This is a genomic window from Mucilaginibacter pedocola (assembly GCF_002013915.1).
In the GTDB taxonomy this organism is placed as follows: domain Bacteria; phylum Bacteroidota; class Bacteroidia; order Sphingobacteriales; family Sphingobacteriaceae; genus Mucilaginibacter; species Mucilaginibacter pedocola.
The window spans coordinates 213,174-231,005 of the sequence record NZ_MBTF01000023.1 but is presented as its reverse complement, the minus strand read 5'-3'; the positions used below and the strand labels follow the sequence as shown (position 1 = coordinate 231,005).

Here is a 17,832-nt window from a genome sequence, read left to right as displayed (position 1 = left end):
TAATTGATTTCTATATATTCTGAGATTATTTTGGCGGTATCAGGAGGCCATCAGGTAGTCCATTCGCGAAGCGAATAGGCTAATATCCAGCGGCTTTACAAACAGCGCATCGCACTTGTAGGCTTCGGCGCGTATCTTCTTGGTTTTGTAAGTAGTTACCACAATAATGGGCACACCGGTTAGTTCGCTATCCTGTTTAAAGTCCTGGCAAATTTCTTCGCACTCGTCGTTCAGCAGTTTGTAGTCTAAAATAACCAGGTCGGGTTTAAGCGATTTGGCGCTGTCGTAAATAGCGTTGGGGTCGTAAGTAACGTGTACATCAAAATTGCCCAGGTGCATCAGGTCGTCTACTACAGATAGTATGCGGTTATCTTTATCAAGCACCAAAATGTGTTTTTTATTGTGTGTGGCGTTCATGGTAATTTTGTTTTGTTGAATCTAAGGTGCAGGTTTGCAGGCAGCAGCGCAGTGATGTATCGTTTAATGGCGGGAATGTGTCGGTAAACCTGACCGCTGATTTTAATGATGACGTTGATTCCGCTGATTGTCTGAACCATGATTCGCTTGATTAAAGGATTCTCTGATGCGCACGAAATGCGAACTGCCCTATGCAAACCGCCAACTGAGAACTGCTAACCGCCCACCGCAAACTGTCAACTGCATACTACCAACCGCCCACCGCCAACTACCTCACCACCAACACCCAACCGCTCAGCACGTTGCCGTTCTTCAGGTCTATTTTGTAGTAGTAGGTTCCTGCCGGTAGTTGCTGGCCGTTGCTGTTGCCGTCCCAGGCTTTGGGGTAACCCAGGCTGCTGAATACCACCGAGCCATAGCGGTTAAATACCTGCGTGGTGGCTTCGGGGTAGGTATCTAATGCGCCTACTTCCCAGGTATCGTTAACGGCATCGCCATTGGGGGTAAAAGTATTGGGGATCGTCACTTTTTTGTAGACGCGTACGAATACGTCGTCGGTAGCCTCTAACCCGCAGCCTGCGTTGGAGAGCACGTGAAGCGTATAAGTAATATCTTCCAGCGGGCTTACCGTTGGTGTAAGCCCTTCGGGGGCTGCAGAGCCATCAGAGGCCGTCCAGTAATAACTTACGTTGGTGCCACCAGCGCTGCCATCCAACGTTACCGATTGGGTTTGGGTAATATGCTTATCTGCCCCGGCACTGGCCGTCGGTTTCTTCAATACATTAATAATAACCGTTGCCGTACTTGTGCAGGCGCTGCTGTTGCTAACAGTTACGGTATACGTAGTAGTTTGTGCAGGGCTGGCAACGGGGTTGGCAATGTTAGGGTTAGATAAACCGGTTACGGGCAGCCACGCATAAGTTTCGCCGCCGCTTGCGGTTAGTGCGGTAGAGTTACCTTCGCATATCTCGGTACTTATCGCGCCGGCTACTGCTACGGGTTGTGCTTTTACGCTTACATCAACCTGCGCAACTACCACGCAGTTAGATGCCGATGTTACGGTAACATAGTAGGTGCCTGTTGCTGCCTCGCTCACGGGGTTTATAATAGGATTTTGCACGTTCGAGGTAAAGCCGTTAGGCCCCGTCCACGCCCAGGACGCACCAGCCCAGGCGCTCAGCGATAAACTTTGCCCCGCACACACCGGCGAGTTAGAACTTGCCGATGATGAGGGCGAGGAACCCACCATTAGCGTTAACTGGTTTGATGCCGAGCGGCAAAGCGTGGAGGTTATATTATCTGTGAGCGCGGTCACCACCCTGTATTTGTAAGTACCCGCAACTATTGGCGAAGTGAAGGTGTAAGTATTTGAGGAGGCGTTCGCACCGGGCAGGTCGGCCCAGGCACCCGCGCTGTTTTGGTATTGCCATAATATAGAGTAACCATCGGGCGCGGTAGTGCTTAAGGTATAGCTGGTAGGGTTGTCCGAACAAGCCGAAGCATCTACGGTTTCTGCAGTGCTGCTGAAGCTGGCTTTTATATCCGGTCCGTACGGGCGAAAAACGATATCGTCGATGGCGAGATCATTAGCCGGTGCGCCACCCGCACTATTGTTCGACATTTTGATAACCACATCCGAAACGCCCGCAGGCAAGGTAAAATTAAAGGCGTATTGTACCCATTGGTAACTGCTTTTCAGGGAAATATCGCCCGTATTAAAGCTTTGGATAGTTGTGCCACCGGTTGTTTCTATAGAGAAAGTAATATTGGGCGGACTAATATCCCTACTCCTCAGCAGATTTACCACCCAGGCAGAAAACTGGTATTTAGTATTGGAGCACAGCGCATGAACGGTACGTTTATAAAAGTAATCTGTTTTGGATACACTGGCGTTCACCACCATCATGTAACCGCCGGTGTTGCCCGTATGGTCGGTACCGCTCCACCACACGTTGCCTGCGCCGGCGGTAGTATTTTCTATAGTGTACGAACCATCGCTTGGGAAATCGTTACTGCTGTAAGTATAACTGGTAGTGCCCGAATCGGCAGAGAGCGCCCCCGAATGCGTACTACTGCCCGAGCCAAAAGTGATGTTCACCACCGGGTCGCCAAGGCTTTGGGCTTGGGCATGGTTATTTGCGGCAAGCATGGTAAGCGTGCAGGCAAAAAAAAGGGCAAAAGGTTTCCACTCCCTGGTCTTGCAGGATGTTTTGGGGCTAATAAACAGGTGCATGACGGTTAAAAAAAGAGGGACGTTGCACAGCACATACAAACGCCCCTATCGAACTATTATGAAAAAAGAGAACACTTAATTGCTTGCCTGTTTACGGAGTGGCGGGAGGGGGTACGCCTACCTAAACACCTAATGTCCCCTCCCGTCTCCGTATATTGTCGCGGTTATGTAAACGATACTACCACTAATGCTATTTTTTTATGTGTTTCTTATTGCTTGATGTAAAAGTATAACAGGAACTTGGGGGCTTGGGAGATGTATCGGTAAACGGGGATTTTGTGCCGACGAGAACAAGATTTAATAGTAGAAGTTGTTGACAGGATTTAGGGATGAAGGGATCGGGACAGGATTTTTTTGTTGGGATTTCACCGATTGGGGAAGATGATTCCACCGATTTGTAAGAGTTGCGCGCCTGCGTTTATTTATAAGCTAATGATGATGCTATCCATGGATGGTTTCGGCTTTGCCGTAGTTTTGGATAACCTGGGCTTCATATTTCAGGAACTCGTTCCAGCGTTTGTCTACGTCTATTTCTACGGCGTACTTTTTTGCCAGGCGAATGAACATCGCATAGTGGGTGGCTTCACTCACCATCAATTCGTAATAGAAATCGGACAACTCTTTATCGTTAATGTTTTCTGACAATACTTTGAAGCGTTCGCAGCTGCGGGCCTCAATCATTGCGGATAGCAACAAGCGGTCTATCAGTTGGGCTTCGCGGCCACCGCCTACTATCATAAATTTGCGCAGCTCGTTCACGTAATTGTCTTTACGCTCTTTACCCAATGTAAAGCCACGCTCGAGCAAAAGATCGTGCACGCGTTTAAAGTGCTCCATTTCCTCCTGCGCCAATGCTATCATCTCCTGCACCACCTCGCTCAGGTTGGGGTTTTGCACAATAAGGGTAATGGCGTTTGTGGCGGCCTTTTGCTCGCAGTAGGCATGGTCGGTAAGCAATTCTTCAATATTGCTTTCTACCACGTTCTTCACCCAAAGCGGGTCGGTAGGCAATTGTAGTTTTAAAATGGTTTTCTCGCTCACAGGAGCAAAGATAGGAAGATTAGAAATAAGATTTAAGAGTCAAGAACCAAGAAGAATTTATAGTCCTTTTGTAAACGCAGGATTGTTGGAGAGCAATCTCGACTGGTGCTGAATAGCGACCACATTCAATGCGTCTTCAGAGATTACCTTATAGATAATTCTATAGCGCCTGAACAGTATCTCTCTGTAATTACTATCATCGAGTTCAGGTACCCTTTTTCCAATGAGCGGGTTTTCTCTTAGCGTATCTATGGCCTCGATTATTCTGCTCTTTTCTACTTGAGCATAATGAACTGAATCCCGTTTTATATAATCGAAGATCTCTCTTATATTTAAGCGGGCAGTTGGAGCAATTGTAACCTTTACCACTGCTCCATTTCTTTTTTTAAATCTTCCCAGTCTATTCCCTCGCCATTTTGTATTTCTTGCTCACCGATTTCTATTTTTTGAAGCAACAATATTTTCTCCACCAAATCATCTACCGAAAACTTATCCGGCATGTGAGCAACTATTTCCTGTACTTTGTCCCGCGTTAGCATAACAAGCCTCCTTTTTATAAATGTACAACTTTACTTATACAAATTCTTTGCCTCTATAAACTTTAAAACAGGGTCGGGGACGAAATATTGTACATTCTTTTTCTCGGCTATGGACTTACGGATGAACGTTGCCGACAGTTCCATCTGAGGCGTCATGGTGATAGTTACCGATGGGTGCGATGCAAACTCGGCATTTTCGTAACCGGGACGTGGGTAAACAAATATGCGGTAATCGCGCAGGATGAGTTTATAGTTCTTCCACTTATGCAGCGTAGCCAGGTTATCCGAACCCATTATCAGCGCGAAATCGTGCTCGGGGTATTTTTCTTTAAGATGGGTAAGTGTATCAATGGTGTACGATGGCTGTGGCAGTTTCAGCTCCACATCGCTTACGGCAATATTGGTGGCATTTTCGGTAGCCAGTTTGGCCATCTCCAGCCGGTCGTAAGTGTTTATCAGGTCGCCGTATTTTTTCAACGGGTTTTGTGGTGATACCACCAGCCACACCTTATCAAGTGCGGTATGGTTGGCCATGTAGTTGGCAATTATTAAATGCCCTATGTGTATGGGATTGAACGAACCGAATAGTAAGCCTATTTTCATCAGTTGGCAGTTTTCAGTGTGCAGTTGGCAGTTAATATTTCAGTTAGCAGTATTCAGAGAAATTATCCTGCCCCAAATTTGTCAGGGTTATCCATCATATACTGTAAAATACGGCCTATTTCGCCCGACTGGGCTAAAAGCTTTTCGTAGGTATCCTTATCTATATATTCACACGCCAGGGCAAACTCCAACCAGCCCTGGGTTTCGCTGTTTTCCATATCAGCGTCGGTCAACTTGCTTACAAAATGGTTTGGATATCGGCGTTTTCTATAAGCCTCTACAGAGCAAATGTTAACAGAGCGGGAAGATCTCCTGATCTGATCTATTAATGAGTACCTTTCTTCTTTGGGGAATGATCTGGTAACCACAAAAATCTCCATCGCCAGACTGAAGCTTTTCTTATATATCAACAGATCTTTGTATGTTCCCATTCAGAAAAGCAAACTGCTAACCGCGCACTGCAAACTGCTAACTGGCTATAAATTCCGTCACCAGCGTCTTCGCTTCTTTGCAAGCCGTCTGAAGATCGTAATTTTTGAGGATAATATCAAATTGCGGTGCGTAGTTTAGTTCTTTTTCTGCTTTTTCGAAACGTTCAGCCAGTTTTTCGGCGCTATCGGTGCCGCGGCCGGTCAGGCGTTCCTTTAAAACTTCCAGTGATGGTGGTTGAACAAATATGGCAAGTGCCTGTTCGTTATACTTACGCTTAAGGTGAAGGCCACCTTCTACGTCGATATCAAAAATTACGGTTTTGCCTTTTGCCCAAATGCGTTCTATCTCGGCACGCAGGGTGCCGTAAAAAGTGCCGGTATACACTTCTTCAAACTCCACAAATTGCTTTTTAGCAATGCGGTGGGTAAACTCGGGCAGGCTGATAAAATAGTAATCTTTACCATCTTCCTCATCTCCGCGCGGGGCACGTGTAGTTGCCGAAATGGAAAATTCCAGATCGGGCACCTCGCCAAGCAAATGGTGCACAATAGTAGTTTTGCCCGCGCCCGACGGTGCCGAAAATATAATGAGTTTACCTTCTTTGGTCATTGGTTTATTAGTTCACTTGTTCAATTGTCCATTAGTTCATTTGTGCATAGTACCTTGTCTAATAGGACCATACAAACCATTGAACTAATGAACCAATGAACTACAATACATTTAAAAGTTGTTCTTTTATTTTTTCCAGTTCTTCTTTCATGCCTACTACCAGCTTTTGCATAGCAGCATCGTTAGCTTTAGAGCCCAGGGTGTTTATTTCGCGGCCTATCTCCTGCGATATAAAGCCCAGTTTTTTACCGTTGGCATCGGCATTCTTCAGTGTTTCTAAAAAATACTCGCAATGGGTTTTCAGCCTTATTTTCTCTTCGGTGATATCCAGTTTATCAATAAAATATATCAACTCCTGCTCAAAGCGGTTCTTATCCATATTATCGGCGCCAACAGCTTCGCTCAAAAACTGGTTCAGGCGTTCGCGGATAACGGGTACGCGTTTTGGCTCTTCAATTTCAACCAGCTCCAGGTTCTTCAGGATGATACCTATGCGCATCCTAATATCTTGCTCCAGCACATTCCCCTCATCGCTGCGGAACTTCTGGAAAGCAGCCATGGCCTGATTGAAGGTTTTTTCAACCAGTTTCCACTCATCTTCAGATAGGGTGTCTTCCTCAAACTTCACCACTTCAGGTAAAGTTAAGGCCAGTTGCAACAGGTTGCCTCCGGCTTCGCCCACTTCTGCACTTACTTCTTTAAGCTGGTTGTAGTAATGCTTCAATAGCACTTTATCTATACCGGCGGCTTTAACCTCGGCAGCGTTGGCTTGCTCCGCATTGATAGAAAGGCTTACTTTACCGCGCTCTATCTGCTTGCTGCAATCGTTGCGCAGTTGAAACTCTTTTTCCGAAAATATTTTGGGTAAGCGTAACGAAAGCTCTAAGAATTTGCTGTTCAGGGATTTAATTTCAACGGTATATTTTGTCCTGCCCGAGTCGAAGCTGGCAATTCCATACCCTGTCATGGATTTTATCATGTGCAAAGATAGGCTTTTAGTCGGAAAGTCCGAAAAGTCGGAAAGCCCAAAGAAAAGACACTCATAGGACGTGCGCTTGGCTGGAGTTTCTTTCGGACTTATCGGACTTTCCGACTTACAACTTCAGCTTTAACACTTTTTCACATTTCAAGTCGTTTTTTAGGGCTAAGTTTGTAGTATGCCATACGCCCGCCATGCAGCCTTTACTTTATTGCTGATGTTTGCTTTTGCCGTTTGCGCCCGTGCGCAGGAGGCAAAGGGCACTACTTACCGCAAAATATCTAACGATCGCCTTGCTGCAGTAAAGGTTACCAACCTCAAAAACCACATTATTGCAATTAGCGACGAGCTGGGCAATTACACCATAAAAGCCAATATTGGCGATACCCTGGAATTTACCAAAGCCGACTACACCGTTCAAAAGCAGGAATATGAAGGCTTCGCGATGATCGTATACATGCAACCCGGTTTTAAACTGAACGAGGTGCGCATTACCGGCCAAACCAAAAAGCAGGAACTGCGCGAAATAATGGGCCAATACAAAAGCCAGGGCACGTTTTATAATGGCAAACCACCGGTGTTGAGCTTCCTCACAAACCCTATTACAGGCGTATATGAGCTATTCGGCAAAACGCCCAATCGGGCCAAACGCTTTGCGCAATTTGCCAAACGCGAACTGGAAGCTACCGAGGTAGACCGCCGCTACAACAGCGCATTAGTAATGAAGGTAACCGGCTTAACCGATTCTGCAGAAGTAGCAAAATTTATGGCTTACTGGCGCCCTTCGTACGAAGACCTTAAGATATGGGCCGATTACGACTTGATGAAACGCATCCGCACCAATTACAATTACTACCGCAGAAATGGGGACAAGTATCAGCCCTTACCTCAATTAACTGCACCCGAATCGTTGGGCGGGCCGGGGCCAATTAAGATAAAGAAACCGTGAGCCCCCCCAGCCCCCTGAAGGGGGAGCCTTTGAAAAGCCTAAAGCCCACCTGTTTCACAGCCGGGCTCACAAATATCTTTCGCAAAGTCTTCAACTTCTATTCCCCCTTCAGGGGGTTAGGGGGCCTCAGCTATATTCCCAGCGCAGTACAAGCCTTTTCGGCGGCTAATTTTTCAGCATTTTTCTTACTGAATTCTTTGCCGGAACCTAATACTTCGCCATCTATGCTGGCTTGTACGGTAAATAGTTTGGCGCTTTCGCCGTCAAGGTTGGTTATTAAGTCGAAGCTGATATCCTTGCCGTGGCGCTGGCACCACTCAATAAGCTTGCTCTTGAAATTGGTTTCGGTTTGCTCCAGCTTGTGTATGTCGATATGCGATTTGATGATGTGGTTCACCAAAAAATTACGGGTGAAATCGTAACCTTTATCGAGGTAAACGGCACCTATAAGCGCTTCAAAAGCATCGCCCAGCAGCGAGCCCTGCCTGCCCGAGGTAAGTATTTTGGTATCAAACTCTATCAGCTTATCAAAGCCAAGCTTCTTGGCCAGGGCATTAAGATTGTTTCGGCTTACGATCTTCGAGCGAAGTTCGGTTAAAAAGCCTTCATCTTCGTAGGGGTACAGCTTAAACAGCACTTCGGCCACCACGCTGCCCAATACGGCATCGCCCAAAAACTCCAGGCGTTCGTTACTATTTTTTACGCCTTTTTTGATGTTTTGGGCAACCGATTTATGCCTGAAAGCCAAACGGTATAAAGATAAATTGCCCGGCACAAAGCCGAGCAAATTCTTTAAAACCTTCACATACTTGCGGTTAGGCGAAATATATAGCTTGTAAAAGCGACTAATAGGCATCCAACGAAGTTATTGCTGGTATTTTTTAAAGATAACAGATGCATTGTGGCCGCCAAAACCAAAACCGTTGCTCTGCACCACGTTCACATCGCGTTTTTGCGCAGTGTTGAAAGTGAAGTTGATACGCGGATCAAAAGCAGGATCATCGGTAAAGTGGTTGATGGTTGGCGGGATAATACCATGTTTCAGTGCCAAAATAGAGGCAATTGCTTCAACAGCACCGGCAGCACCAAGCAAGTGGCCCGTCATTGATTTTGTTGAACTGATATTGATATCGTACACCCTGTCGCCAAAGGCATCAGTTATGGCTTTTACTTCCTGCGGGTCGCCGATTGGGGTAGATGTACCGTGTACATTTACATAATCAACATCCTGCGGGGTTAAGCCTGCATCTTCTAAAGCAGCTTTCATTACCAGTGCAGCACCAAGCCCTTCGGGGTGAGGGGCCGTCATGTGGTATGCATCAGCGCTCATGCCGCCACCCACCATTTCGGCATAAATTTTTGCGCCGCGTTTTAGGGCGTGCTCCAATTCTTCCAAAATAATGGTACCCGCACCTTCGCCGGCAACAAAACCATCGCGGTCCAAATCAAATGGGCGCGAAGCTGTTGAAGGGTCGTCGTTACGTGTACTTAAAGCATGCATTGCATTAAAGCCGCCAATACCCGCTTCGTTTATAATAGCCTCCGACCCGCCGGTGATAAACATATTTGCTTTACCCAGGCGCAGGTAGTTAAAGGCATCAATAAGCGAGTTATTTGATGAAGCACAAGCAGATACAGTGGTAAAGTTTGGCCCGCGCAAACCATATTTAATAGAAATATGGCCAGGGGCAATATCGGCGATCATCTTAGGTATAAAGAACGGATTGAACTTGGGTGTACCATCGCCTTTGGCAAAATTTACAACCTCATCCAAAAATGTCTTTAAACCACCAATGCCCGAACCCCAGATAACGCCAATACGGCTGGTATCCAGTTTTTCGAAATCTAATCCGGCATCCTTAACCGCTTCTTCGGTAGAGAACAAAGCATATTGTACAAACGGATCGAGCTTACGGGCATCTTTACGGCCCAAAAAGCCATCCGCGTCAAAATTCTTTACTTCGCAGGCGAATTTGGTTTTGAACTTTGTAACGTCAAAACTCTTAATTAAGGCAGCGCCGCTTACCCCATTGACTAAACCGTCCCAATATTCTGGAACCGAATTACCAATCGGAGTAAGCGCTCCAAGCCCGGTAACTACAACTCTTTTAAACTCCATTTAATAGTTTTAAGAGGAGCTTATTTAACGTTTTTTTCCAAGTAAGCAACAGCCTGGCCTACAGTACCGATAGTTTCGGCCTGATCATCAGGAATTGCAACGTTAAATTCTTTTTCAAACTCCATGATCAATTCCACGGTGTCTAAAGAGTCAGCACCAAGATCGTTGGTGAAGCTTGCTTCTGGTGTAACTTCACTTTCGTCAACACCCAGTTTTTCCACGATAATAGCTTTTACTCTTGAAGCGATATCAGACATAGTCTTAATTTTTAATGATTAATAAATTTTCAGTGCAAAGAAAAATAAATTATGTTAAATATCAAACCTAAAAACTTCGCATAATTATCAGAACAATATTTTATTGCAAAGGTTTGGATTTGTAATTTTAACGCCGTAAAAGTAATGATTTTGAACAGGAAAAATTTAAAGTTTGAGATCGATTTTGATTTTATATTAATTGCGCTTACCACATCTCTTAAAGATTACCGTACTTGTTACCTTATTAACAAAAACTTAAACTTTAATTTTGTGCGTCAGGACGATCTAAAACTCGATATTGGCCCCGGCAACGGCGAGGTTTTGTTCTCTATTTATCAATATACCTGGGAAACTACCGAAACCGAATTTAATTTTATTGGCAATAAAGGGTCTGATGGATACCTTGTGCCCGAAATGCGCGAAGCAGATTATTTTATATTAATAAAAAATTATATAGACGAAAGTGACGTGGAAAGTATAATTTCGGGCCTGAATAAGATACCCGAGATAGTTGCTGCAGTAAAGATTGAACCGAAAAAAATAAAATCACGGGAAAATCTCTTATTTTAGCGCGATTTTTAAAATGTGTCAATACTACACTATATATAATATATACGTATAGCCCGATTTAAACCCGAGAATATGAATTTTTATTATAACCGTACCAAAATTGTTGCCACCATGGGGCCGGCATCAGCAAAAAAAGACGTTTTGATTGCCATGATTCAGGCAGGATTGAACGTTTGCCGACTCAACTTTTCGCATGGAAAGCCGGAAGACCACAAAAAAGTTGTTGACATTATTCGCGAAATTAACGCCGAATACAAAACAAATGTGAGCATCCTGGCCGATTTGCAAGGCCCTAAAATCCGTATTGGATTGGTGAAAGATGGCGGTATAAACCTTATAAACGGTACCCGCATCAACATTACTACCAACGAGTGTATTGGCGATGACAACCAGATATACATTACCTACCCAACCTTTCCGCAGGATGTACAAGCCAACGAAATTATCCTGTTGGATGATGGCAAACTGCAATTGAAAGTTATTGATACCAACCGTAAAGACACCGTTGTTTGCGAAGTGGTACACGGCGGTATCTTAACATCGCGCAAAGGTGTTAACCTGCCAAACACTAAAGTATCTATCCCAAGCTTAACCGAAGACGACTTATACAACCTGCAATTTGCACTGGAGTGGGATTTGGATTGGATAGGCCTTTCATTCGTGCGTACCGGCCAGGATATCATAGACCTGAAACGCATTATCCGCGAAAGCGGCAAAAGCGCCCGCGTAATTGCTAAAGTTGAAAAACCTGAAGCAATTGAAAACATTGATGATATTATTGCTGCTACCGACGGTGTAATGATTGCCCGTGGCGACCTTGGTGTTGAGATGCCTTTGGAAGAAGTACCATTACTGCAAAAAATGATTGCCCGCAAATGCCGCGATGCTGCTAAACCCGTAATTGTTGCTACCCAAATGCTGGAAAGCATGATAACCACCCCGCGCCCAACCCGCGCCGAGGTGAACGACGTAGCTAACTCGGTATTAGATGGTGCTGATGCAGTGATGCTGAGCGGCGAAACATCTGTTGGCGAGTTCCCGGTTATTGTTATTGAAACTATGGCCAAAATTGTTCGCAATGTAGAAGACCTGGGTTATCCGTTCAATGCTAAGAAAAGCGAGAACCTCGACCCTGCTCACCCGAACTTCCTGAGCGATAATCTTTGCGGTAGCGCCGTATACCTTGCCGAGCATACCAATGCAGCCGGTATAGTATCTATGACTACTTCGGGTTACACTGCTTTCGAAATTTCGAGCTACAGGCCAAAAGCAGGCACTTACATATTTACATCGAACAAGCAATTGCTTAACGCATTAAGCCTTGTTTGGGGCGTACGCGCTTTCTACTACGACCAACTGGAAAGCACCGACCAAACTATTACCGATGTAAACGAGATATTGAAACAAGAAGGCCACATCCGCACCGGCGACGTGGTTATCAACACCGCAGCCGTACCAATCAGCAAACAGGGTAAAACCAATATGCTGCGCGTAAGTGTGGTAGAATAAGCCTTAAGTCGGAAAGTCCGAAAGACGGAAGAAATTGAAAAAGGGTTATCGTGGATGCGATAACCCTTTTTGTTTGGAATAGCAAAGCCTAAGCTATATCGATAATCTCACAATGTGCAGGCGATAATGCTTAACCGAAGAACGCCGCACTAAAGCTCGCAATAGTGTGGTGGCTATAAACGATAAACGCGGCTTAGCGCCGCGTTTATCGTTTACAAATACTTTCGGACTTTCCGACTGCGGACTTCCGACTTAAGGCTTAAGACTTAAGACTACTTCGTCTTCTCTGCGTAGCTCTTAGGATCGAGCGCGACAGGTGCCCAATTCTCAAAAAACTCTTTCACTTTGCCGGAGCTGTAGCCTTTACCTTCTTCCAGGTAGGCCGAGTTTTGGGTGTGAAGGCGGTTGCCTTTTTCATCCAGTATAATAAATACCGGGAAGCCAAAACGCTGCGGGAAACCCAATTCTGCCATTAATTTATCGTTGGTGTTCTCTTTGCTGTAATTTACGTGTACTACCTCATAATTGGTATTCATGTAAGTATTCAGCGTATCGTTTTGGGTAACCAAGCCGTTAAAGCGCAGGCACCAGCTGCACCAGTTGCCGCCAATTTGCAGCAATACATTTTTATGCCCTTTAGCTGCTTTCTTAACGGCTGCGGCAATCTCCGCTTTTGCATCAGCTTCCGGATGATAAAGGGTTGGTTTATCTTGCGCTTTGGCGATGGTGGCAAAAGCAATAACAGTGGCTATCAGGAATATCTTTTTCATTGGGGACGTTTTTTAAGGCAATATAGCGAATTTTAGGCATTGAAGCGATAATGCGCGTTCGTGCTAAACGAAGGTGCCGTCTCTCCCCTCCCGCCATGCCATTGAGGTTAAACAATAAAAGCGGCCTTAGCCGCTTTTATTGTTTAATATTTTCAAATTCCGTCTTCCGGACTTACCGACCAAAGACTTCGGACTTAAAAAACTTAATCTTCTACCATCTCGCTGTTCGGGCTGCTTTCTTCCTCTTGCTCGTGTTTAAAATAGCGCCCCTGGTTAAACAGTATCATGATAACACCCACGGATATGGCAGCATCGGCAAAGTTGAATATCGGGCGGAAAAATATAAATTCCTCGCCACCCCAAACCGGAAACCATGCCGGGAAATGCCCGCTAAACAAGGGGAAGTAAAACATATCTACTACCTGGCCCTGCAATAGAGGCGCATAGCCGTAAATAACGCCGTAGAAAACAGAATCGATAATATTGCCTACAGCGCCGGCCAATATCAAGGCTACCATCATAATAAGGCCGCGATGGTATTTCTGTTTGATAAGATGCACCAACCCATAACCGATACCCGCAACCGCAACAATGCGGAATAAAGTAAGAGCCAATTTGCCCCATTCGCCGCCCAGCTCCATTCCAAAGGCCATACCGTTATTTTCAACATATTGCAGCATGCCATGGTTGCCCATGAATTTGATAGGCTCATGCTTAGTCATGTTTTGCCTTACCCAAACCTTAATGGCCTGGTCAATTAATACAATAAATGTCGCGGTTAGGAAAGGTTTAGTATAAGCTGCCTTCATCTATTGCTTTAATTTTGCTTCCATAGTAAGCGTGGTATGTGGCACGGCACGCAAACGCTCTTTTGGTATAAGCTTGCCCGTTTCGCGGCAAATACCATAAGTTTTGTTTTCGATGCGTACCAAAGCAGCCTCCAATTGCTCAATAAATTTCTTCTGGCGGGCAGCCAGCTGGTTTATCTGCTCTTTCTCTAAAGTGGCCGAGCCATCTTCCAAAGTTTTGTAAGTGCCGGCGGTATCATCGGTACCGTTTGCGTTTGGCGAGCTAAGCGAAGTTGCCAAAGCAGCCAGTTCTTCTTTCGAGCTGCGTAGTTTATCCAACAGCAGGTCTTTAAATTCTTTCAGCTCTGCGTCAGAATATCTTGTTTTTGAGGGTTCTTGACTCATGTTAACTTTTACTAATTACTATTAAAATTTTATGTCCGTCAATTTCTACTTCGTCGCCTTCAGTCAGCTCATTATCAAGCACAAGGCTATCAGCTAAAATTTCGGCGCAAATATAGGCTAAATTGTTTTTTACAGCTTCGCGGATATAATCATGGTCGCTTACGCGCACGTTTATCCTGTCTGTAACTTCAAAGCCTTTTGATTTACGCAGGTTTTGTATGCGGTTAACCAGTTCTCTGGATATCCCCTCCTGCGCCAATTCTTCAGAAACAGTAACATCCAATGCCACGGTTAGCTTGCCCAGGTTTGCTACCTGCCAGCCGGGAACGTCCTCGGCTATAATTTCGGCATCGGTTACCAGTATGCTGTACTTGCCATCCAATACGTCAATGCTACCTTCGGCTTCCAATCTGGCAATTTCGGTTTGGTCAAAGGCGTTTATAGCGGCGGCAACATCTTTCATGTCCTTGCCAACCTTTGCACCAAGGGCTTTAAAGTTTGGTTTTATCTTCTTTTTTACAAAGCCTTCGGTGTCGGTAATATACTCAATATTTTTGATGTTCACCTCAGAAAGTATCAGGTCTTTTACCTTTTCTACCTGCTCTTTAAAGTTTTTATCCAATATAGGCAGCAAAATTTTACCCAGCGGGCGGCGCACCGGTATCTCTATCTTTTTACGAAGCGATAATACCAATGACGATATATCCTGCGCCAATTGCATACGCTCTTCTAATGCTGTATCAACTAAGTCGGCGTGGTACTCAGGGAAGTACGCCAGGTGTACCGATTCAAATTCTTCTTTACCGGTAACCGAATTAAGGTCGGTATACAAACGCTCAGCAAAGAACGGCGCTATAGGCGACATCAGTTTGCTGATAGCTATTAAGCAGGTGTAAAGCGTTTGGTATGCCGATAGCTTATCATCCGAGTTATCTGATTTCCAGAAACGGCGGCGGCTTAAGCGGATGTACCAGTTGCTGAAATGCACATCCACAAACTCCTGTATAGCGCGGGCGGCTTTGGTAGGTTCAAAATCGGCATAGTAACCATCCACCTCTTTGCTCAGGGTGTTTAGTAAGGATAGTATCCAGCGGTCTATCTCCGGGCGGTCTTGTATCGCTATTTCAGCTTCTTCGTATTTAAACTTATCGATATTGGCATAAAGCACAAAGAACGAGTAAGTGTTGTACAACGTACCGAAAAACTTGCGGCGCACCTCATCCACCCCTTCGATGTTGAATTTCAGGTTATCCCAAGGTGCGGCGTTGCTTATCATGTACCAGCGGGCAGCATCGGCACCGTATTGGTTAATGGTTTCGAAAGGGTCGATACCGTTACCCAGGCGCTTGCTCATTTTGTTGCCGTTTTTATCCAGCACCAAACCGTTACTGATAACGTTTTTAAATGAGATACCCTTGTTGCCAACTTCCAGGTTGATGGCTTTGATCTCGTCGCTGGCTTCGCTTAGCATTACCGCTATAGCATGCAGGGTAAAGAACCAGCCACGGGTTTGGTCAACACCTTCGGCTATGAAATCTGCCGGGTAGGCACCTTTAAATTGTTCAGCATTCTCGAAAGGAAAGTGCCATTGCGCATAAGGCATGGCACCGCTATCGAACCAAACGTCTATCAGGTCGGTCTCGCGGATCATTTTGTTGCCTGCGGCAGATGTTAATATTACATCATCCACGTAAGGGCGGTGCATATCTTCCAGCTTAAAGCCTGCCGGCATAAAGCCAGCAGCTATCGATTTTTCTATTTCTGCATTCAGTTCAGCTATCGAACCTATACATTTTTCTTCGGTACCGTTCTCCTCGCGCCAAATAGGCAGCGGGGTGCCCCAATAGCGCGAACGCGAAAGGTTCCAGTCAACCAAGTTCTCCAGCCAGTTACCAAAGCGGCCTGTACCTGTGCTTTCGGGTTTCCAGTTGATGGTTTTGTTCAGCTCCACCATTTTATCCTTGATGGCCGTAGTACGGATGAACCAGCTATCCAGCGGATAGTAGAGTATAGGCTCATCTGAACGCCACGAATGCGGGTAGCTGTGCTCGTATTTTTGTACGTTGAAGGCTTTGTTCTCTTCCTTCAGTTTTATAGAGATGAGTACGTCGGTTGGTTTAAAACCTTCTTCGGCGCGTTCTTCTGCGGTATAGTATTCTTCTTTTACGTATCGGCCGGCGTAATCGGTAACCTCTACAACAAAGCGGCCCTGCTTGTCAACAAGCGGAACATCCTTGCCGTTCTCGTCCTTCACCATTACCGATGGCACGTTGTTTTCTTTACAGGCCCTAAAGTCATCCGCACCAAAAACAGATGCAGTGTGTACAATGCCGGTACCATCTTCGGTAGTAACAAAGTCGGCGGGGATAACGCGGAAGGCGTTTTTCTCCAAATCCTCGTTGGTTACGTAAGGCATCAGCTGGTAATAGTGCAAGCCAACCAACTGGCTGCCTTTTATCTCGGCTTCTACTTTGTAAGGGATAACCTTATCGCCGCCTTTGTAATCTTCAAAAGAGGCGTTCTCGCCTTCGGCTTTAAAGTATTTTTTAACCAGGTCTTTAGCCAGTATTACGCTAACAGGTTTGTAGGTATATGGGTTAAAGGTGGTAATTTTTACGTAAGTAATGTTCTCGCCAACGGCCAGTGCGCAGTTAGATGGCAGGGTCCATGGGGTGGTCGTCCAGGCCAGGATAAATACATCCGTACCCGAAGCAACGCCATCGAACAGGAACTCAGAATCGCCGTCGCGCTTTACTTTGAATTGCGCAGTGATGGTGGTATCCTTCACCATTTTGTAGGTACCCGGCTGGTTCAGTTCGTGCGAGCTTAGGCCCGTGCCCGATTTGGGAGAGTATGGCTGCACGGTGTAACCTTTGTACAGCCAGCCTTTTTTGTAAAGCTGCTGCAATATCCACCAAAGGCTCTCAATGTATTCGTTCTCGTAGGTAACGTAAGGGTTCTCCAGGTCAACCCAGTAGCCCATTTTTTCGGTAAGGTCGTTCCATACGTCTGTATAGCGCATTACCTCTTTGCGGCAAGCATCGTTATACTCCTTTACGGTTATCTTTTTACCAATATCGTCTTTAGTGATGCCAAGCGATTTTTCTACAGCCAACTCAATAGGCAGGCCATGGGTATCCCATCCGCCTTTGCGTTTTACCTGGTAGCCTTTCAGCGTTTTGTAGCGGCAAAAAATATCTTTAATAGAGCGCCCCATAACGTGGTGGATGCCGGGCATCCCGTTGGCGCTTGGCGGGCCTTCATAAAAAGTATACGGCTTGCTTGCCGGCCTGCTGGTTATGCTCTTTTCAAATATGTTATTCTGCTGCCAAAATTCCAGTATATCCTTGCCTGTTTCCGACAGGTTCAACTGCTTATATTCCTTGTACATCAATATGTTCGCTCGAATTTTAAAGGCTGCAAAAATAGGCAATTTTATCTATAAAACCGAGAAAAAGAGGTGATTTGCCCTCGTAAATGACCTGCCGGGGAGATTTTGGGCAGATAAAACACAAAGGCCATATAACAAAGAAACCGCCGAAGGAAACACCTTCGGCGGCTGTATTAAGGTTTGGGGTTGAATAAAACCGTTACAGGCGAATCAGCCAACCC

At 45.5% G+C, this 17,832-nt stretch carries 19 protein-coding genes; 3 read left to right on the top strand and 16 right to left on the bottom strand.

Going from position 1 to position 17,832, the window contains the following annotated elements; translation table 11 throughout:
* Nucleotides 1–39 precede the first annotated feature (39 nt).
* From BC343_RS18560 to BC343_RS18525, 9 genes are all read right to left on the bottom strand, one after another.
* Nucleotides 40–417, bottom strand: coding sequence for a response regulator (locus tag BC343_RS18560; protein ID WP_078349286.1), 378 nt, complete (start codon nt 415–417; stop codon nt 40–42).
* 268 nt (nt 418–685) lie between these two features.
* Complete coding sequence (locus BC343_RS18555) at nt 686–2,566, bottom strand: gliding motility-associated C-terminal domain-containing protein (RefSeq protein ID WP_162276896.1); 1,881 nt, start codon at nt 2,564–2,566, stop codon at nt 686–688.
* A gap of 525 nt (nt 2,567–3,091) precedes the next feature.
* Complete coding sequence (miaE, locus tag BC343_RS18550) at nt 3,092–3,691, bottom strand: tRNA-(ms[2]io[6]A)-hydroxylase (RefSeq protein ID WP_202909821.1); 600 nt, start codon at nt 3,689–3,691, stop codon at nt 3,092–3,094.
* Between the two features lie 57 nt (nt 3,692–3,748).
* Nucleotides 3,749–4,060, bottom strand: coding sequence for a type II toxin-antitoxin system RelE/ParE family toxin (locus BC343_RS31985; RefSeq protein ID WP_162276895.1), 312 nt, complete (start codon nt 4,058–4,060; stop codon nt 3,749–3,751).
* Nucleotides 4,054–4,230, bottom strand: a complete 177-nt coding sequence (locus tag BC343_RS31405; RefSeq protein ID WP_202909820.1) for a hypothetical protein — start codon at nt 4,228–4,230, stop codon at nt 4,054–4,056. The genes BC343_RS31985 and BC343_RS31405 overlap by 7 nt, the downstream gene beginning before the upstream one ends.
* A gap of 30 nt (nt 4,231–4,260) precedes the next feature.
* On the bottom strand, nt 4,261–4,833 hold the full coding sequence (gene nadD, locus BC343_RS18540; protein WP_078349283.1) for a nicotinate (nicotinamide) nucleotide adenylyltransferase: 573 nt from the start codon (nt 4,831–4,833) through the stop codon (nt 4,261–4,263).
* Between the two features lie 62 nt (nt 4,834–4,895).
* Nucleotides 4,896–5,264 carry a four helix bundle protein gene (locus tag BC343_RS18535; RefSeq protein ID WP_078349282.1) on the bottom strand — a complete coding sequence of 123 codons (369 nt, stop codon included), beginning with the start codon at nt 5,262–5,264 and terminating at the stop codon, nt 4,896–4,898.
* Between the two features lie 37 nt (nt 5,265–5,301).
* Nucleotides 5,302–5,874: a guanylate kinase gene (gene gmk, locus BC343_RS18530; RefSeq protein ID WP_078349281.1), complete on the bottom strand. Its 573-nt coding sequence runs from the start codon at nt 5,872–5,874 to the stop codon at nt 5,302–5,304.
* A gap of 100 nt (nt 5,875–5,974) precedes the next feature.
* Nucleotides 5,975–6,853 (bottom strand): YicC/YloC family endoribonuclease, encoded by an 879-nt coding sequence (locus tag BC343_RS18525; RefSeq protein WP_238381806.1) that lies wholly within the window; start codon nt 6,851–6,853, stop codon nt 5,975–5,977.
* A gap of 178 nt (nt 6,854–7,031) precedes the next feature.
* Between BC343_RS18525 and BC343_RS18520 the strand changes: the two genes are divergently transcribed.
* The gene (locus tag BC343_RS18520) at nt 7,032–7,802 is read left to right on the top strand and encodes a hypothetical protein (RefSeq protein ID WP_078349279.1); all 771 of its coding nucleotides are present in this window, start codon (nt 7,032–7,034) and stop codon (nt 7,800–7,802) included.
* A 130-nt stretch (nt 7,803–7,932) separates the two neighbouring features.
* On the opposite strand, the gene rnc is transcribed toward BC343_RS18520, so the two are convergent.
* The 3 genes from rnc to BC343_RS18505 are packed head-to-tail and all read right to left on the bottom strand — an operon-like array spanning nt 7,933 to nt 10,178.
* Nucleotides 7,933–8,658, bottom strand: a complete 726-nt coding sequence (rnc, locus tag BC343_RS18515; protein ID WP_202909819.1) for a ribonuclease III — start codon at nt 8,656–8,658, stop codon at nt 7,933–7,935.
* A gap of 9 nt (nt 8,659–8,667) precedes the next feature.
* Nucleotides 8,668–9,921, bottom strand: coding sequence for a beta-ketoacyl-ACP synthase II (gene fabF, locus BC343_RS18510; RefSeq protein WP_078349278.1), 1,254 nt, complete (start codon nt 9,919–9,921; stop codon nt 8,668–8,670).
* A gap of 20 nt (nt 9,922–9,941) precedes the next feature.
* Complete coding sequence (locus BC343_RS18505) at nt 9,942–10,178, bottom strand: acyl carrier protein (RefSeq protein WP_031266521.1); 237 nt, start codon at nt 10,176–10,178, stop codon at nt 9,942–9,944.
* A gap of 150 nt (nt 10,179–10,328) precedes the next feature.
* Between BC343_RS18505 and BC343_RS18500 the strand changes: the two genes are divergently transcribed.
* Together BC343_RS18500 and pyk are read left to right on the top strand one after the other, a co-directional pair.
* Nucleotides 10,329–10,748 carry an IPExxxVDY family protein gene (locus BC343_RS18500; RefSeq protein ID WP_078349623.1) on the top strand — a complete coding sequence of 140 codons (420 nt, stop codon included), beginning with the start codon at nt 10,329–10,331 and terminating at the stop codon, nt 10,746–10,748.
* Nucleotides 10,749–10,820: 72 nt separating this feature from the next.
* A complete protein-coding gene (gene pyk, locus BC343_RS18495; protein ID WP_078349277.1) occupies nt 10,821–12,257 on the top strand; it encodes a pyruvate kinase in 1,437 nt (478 codons plus the stop codon).
* Nucleotides 12,258–12,529: 272 nt separating this feature from the next.
* Here pyk and BC343_RS18490 read toward each other — a convergent pair whose 3' ends face one another.
* The 4 genes from BC343_RS18490 to ileS form a co-directional block, all read right to left on the bottom strand.
* Nucleotides 12,530–13,027: a thioredoxin family protein gene (locus tag BC343_RS18490; protein WP_078349276.1), complete on the bottom strand. Its 498-nt coding sequence runs from the start codon at nt 13,025–13,027 to the stop codon at nt 12,530–12,532.
* Between the two features lie 203 nt (nt 13,028–13,230).
* Nucleotides 13,231–13,836 (bottom strand): lipoprotein signal peptidase, encoded by a 606-nt coding sequence (locus BC343_RS18485; protein ID WP_078349275.1) that lies wholly within the window; start codon nt 13,834–13,836, stop codon nt 13,231–13,233.
* Entirely contained in the window at nt 13,837–14,220 is a 384-nt protein-coding gene (locus BC343_RS18480; protein WP_078349274.1) for a TraR/DksA family transcriptional regulator, read from the bottom strand. It abuts the gene before it with no gap.
* Between the two features lies 1 nt (nt 14,221).
* Nucleotides 14,222–17,611 (bottom strand): isoleucine--tRNA ligase, encoded by a 3,390-nt coding sequence (gene ileS / locus BC343_RS18475; RefSeq protein WP_078349273.1) that lies wholly within the window; start codon nt 17,609–17,611, stop codon nt 14,222–14,224.
* Nucleotides 17,612–17,832 lie beyond the last annotated feature (221 nt).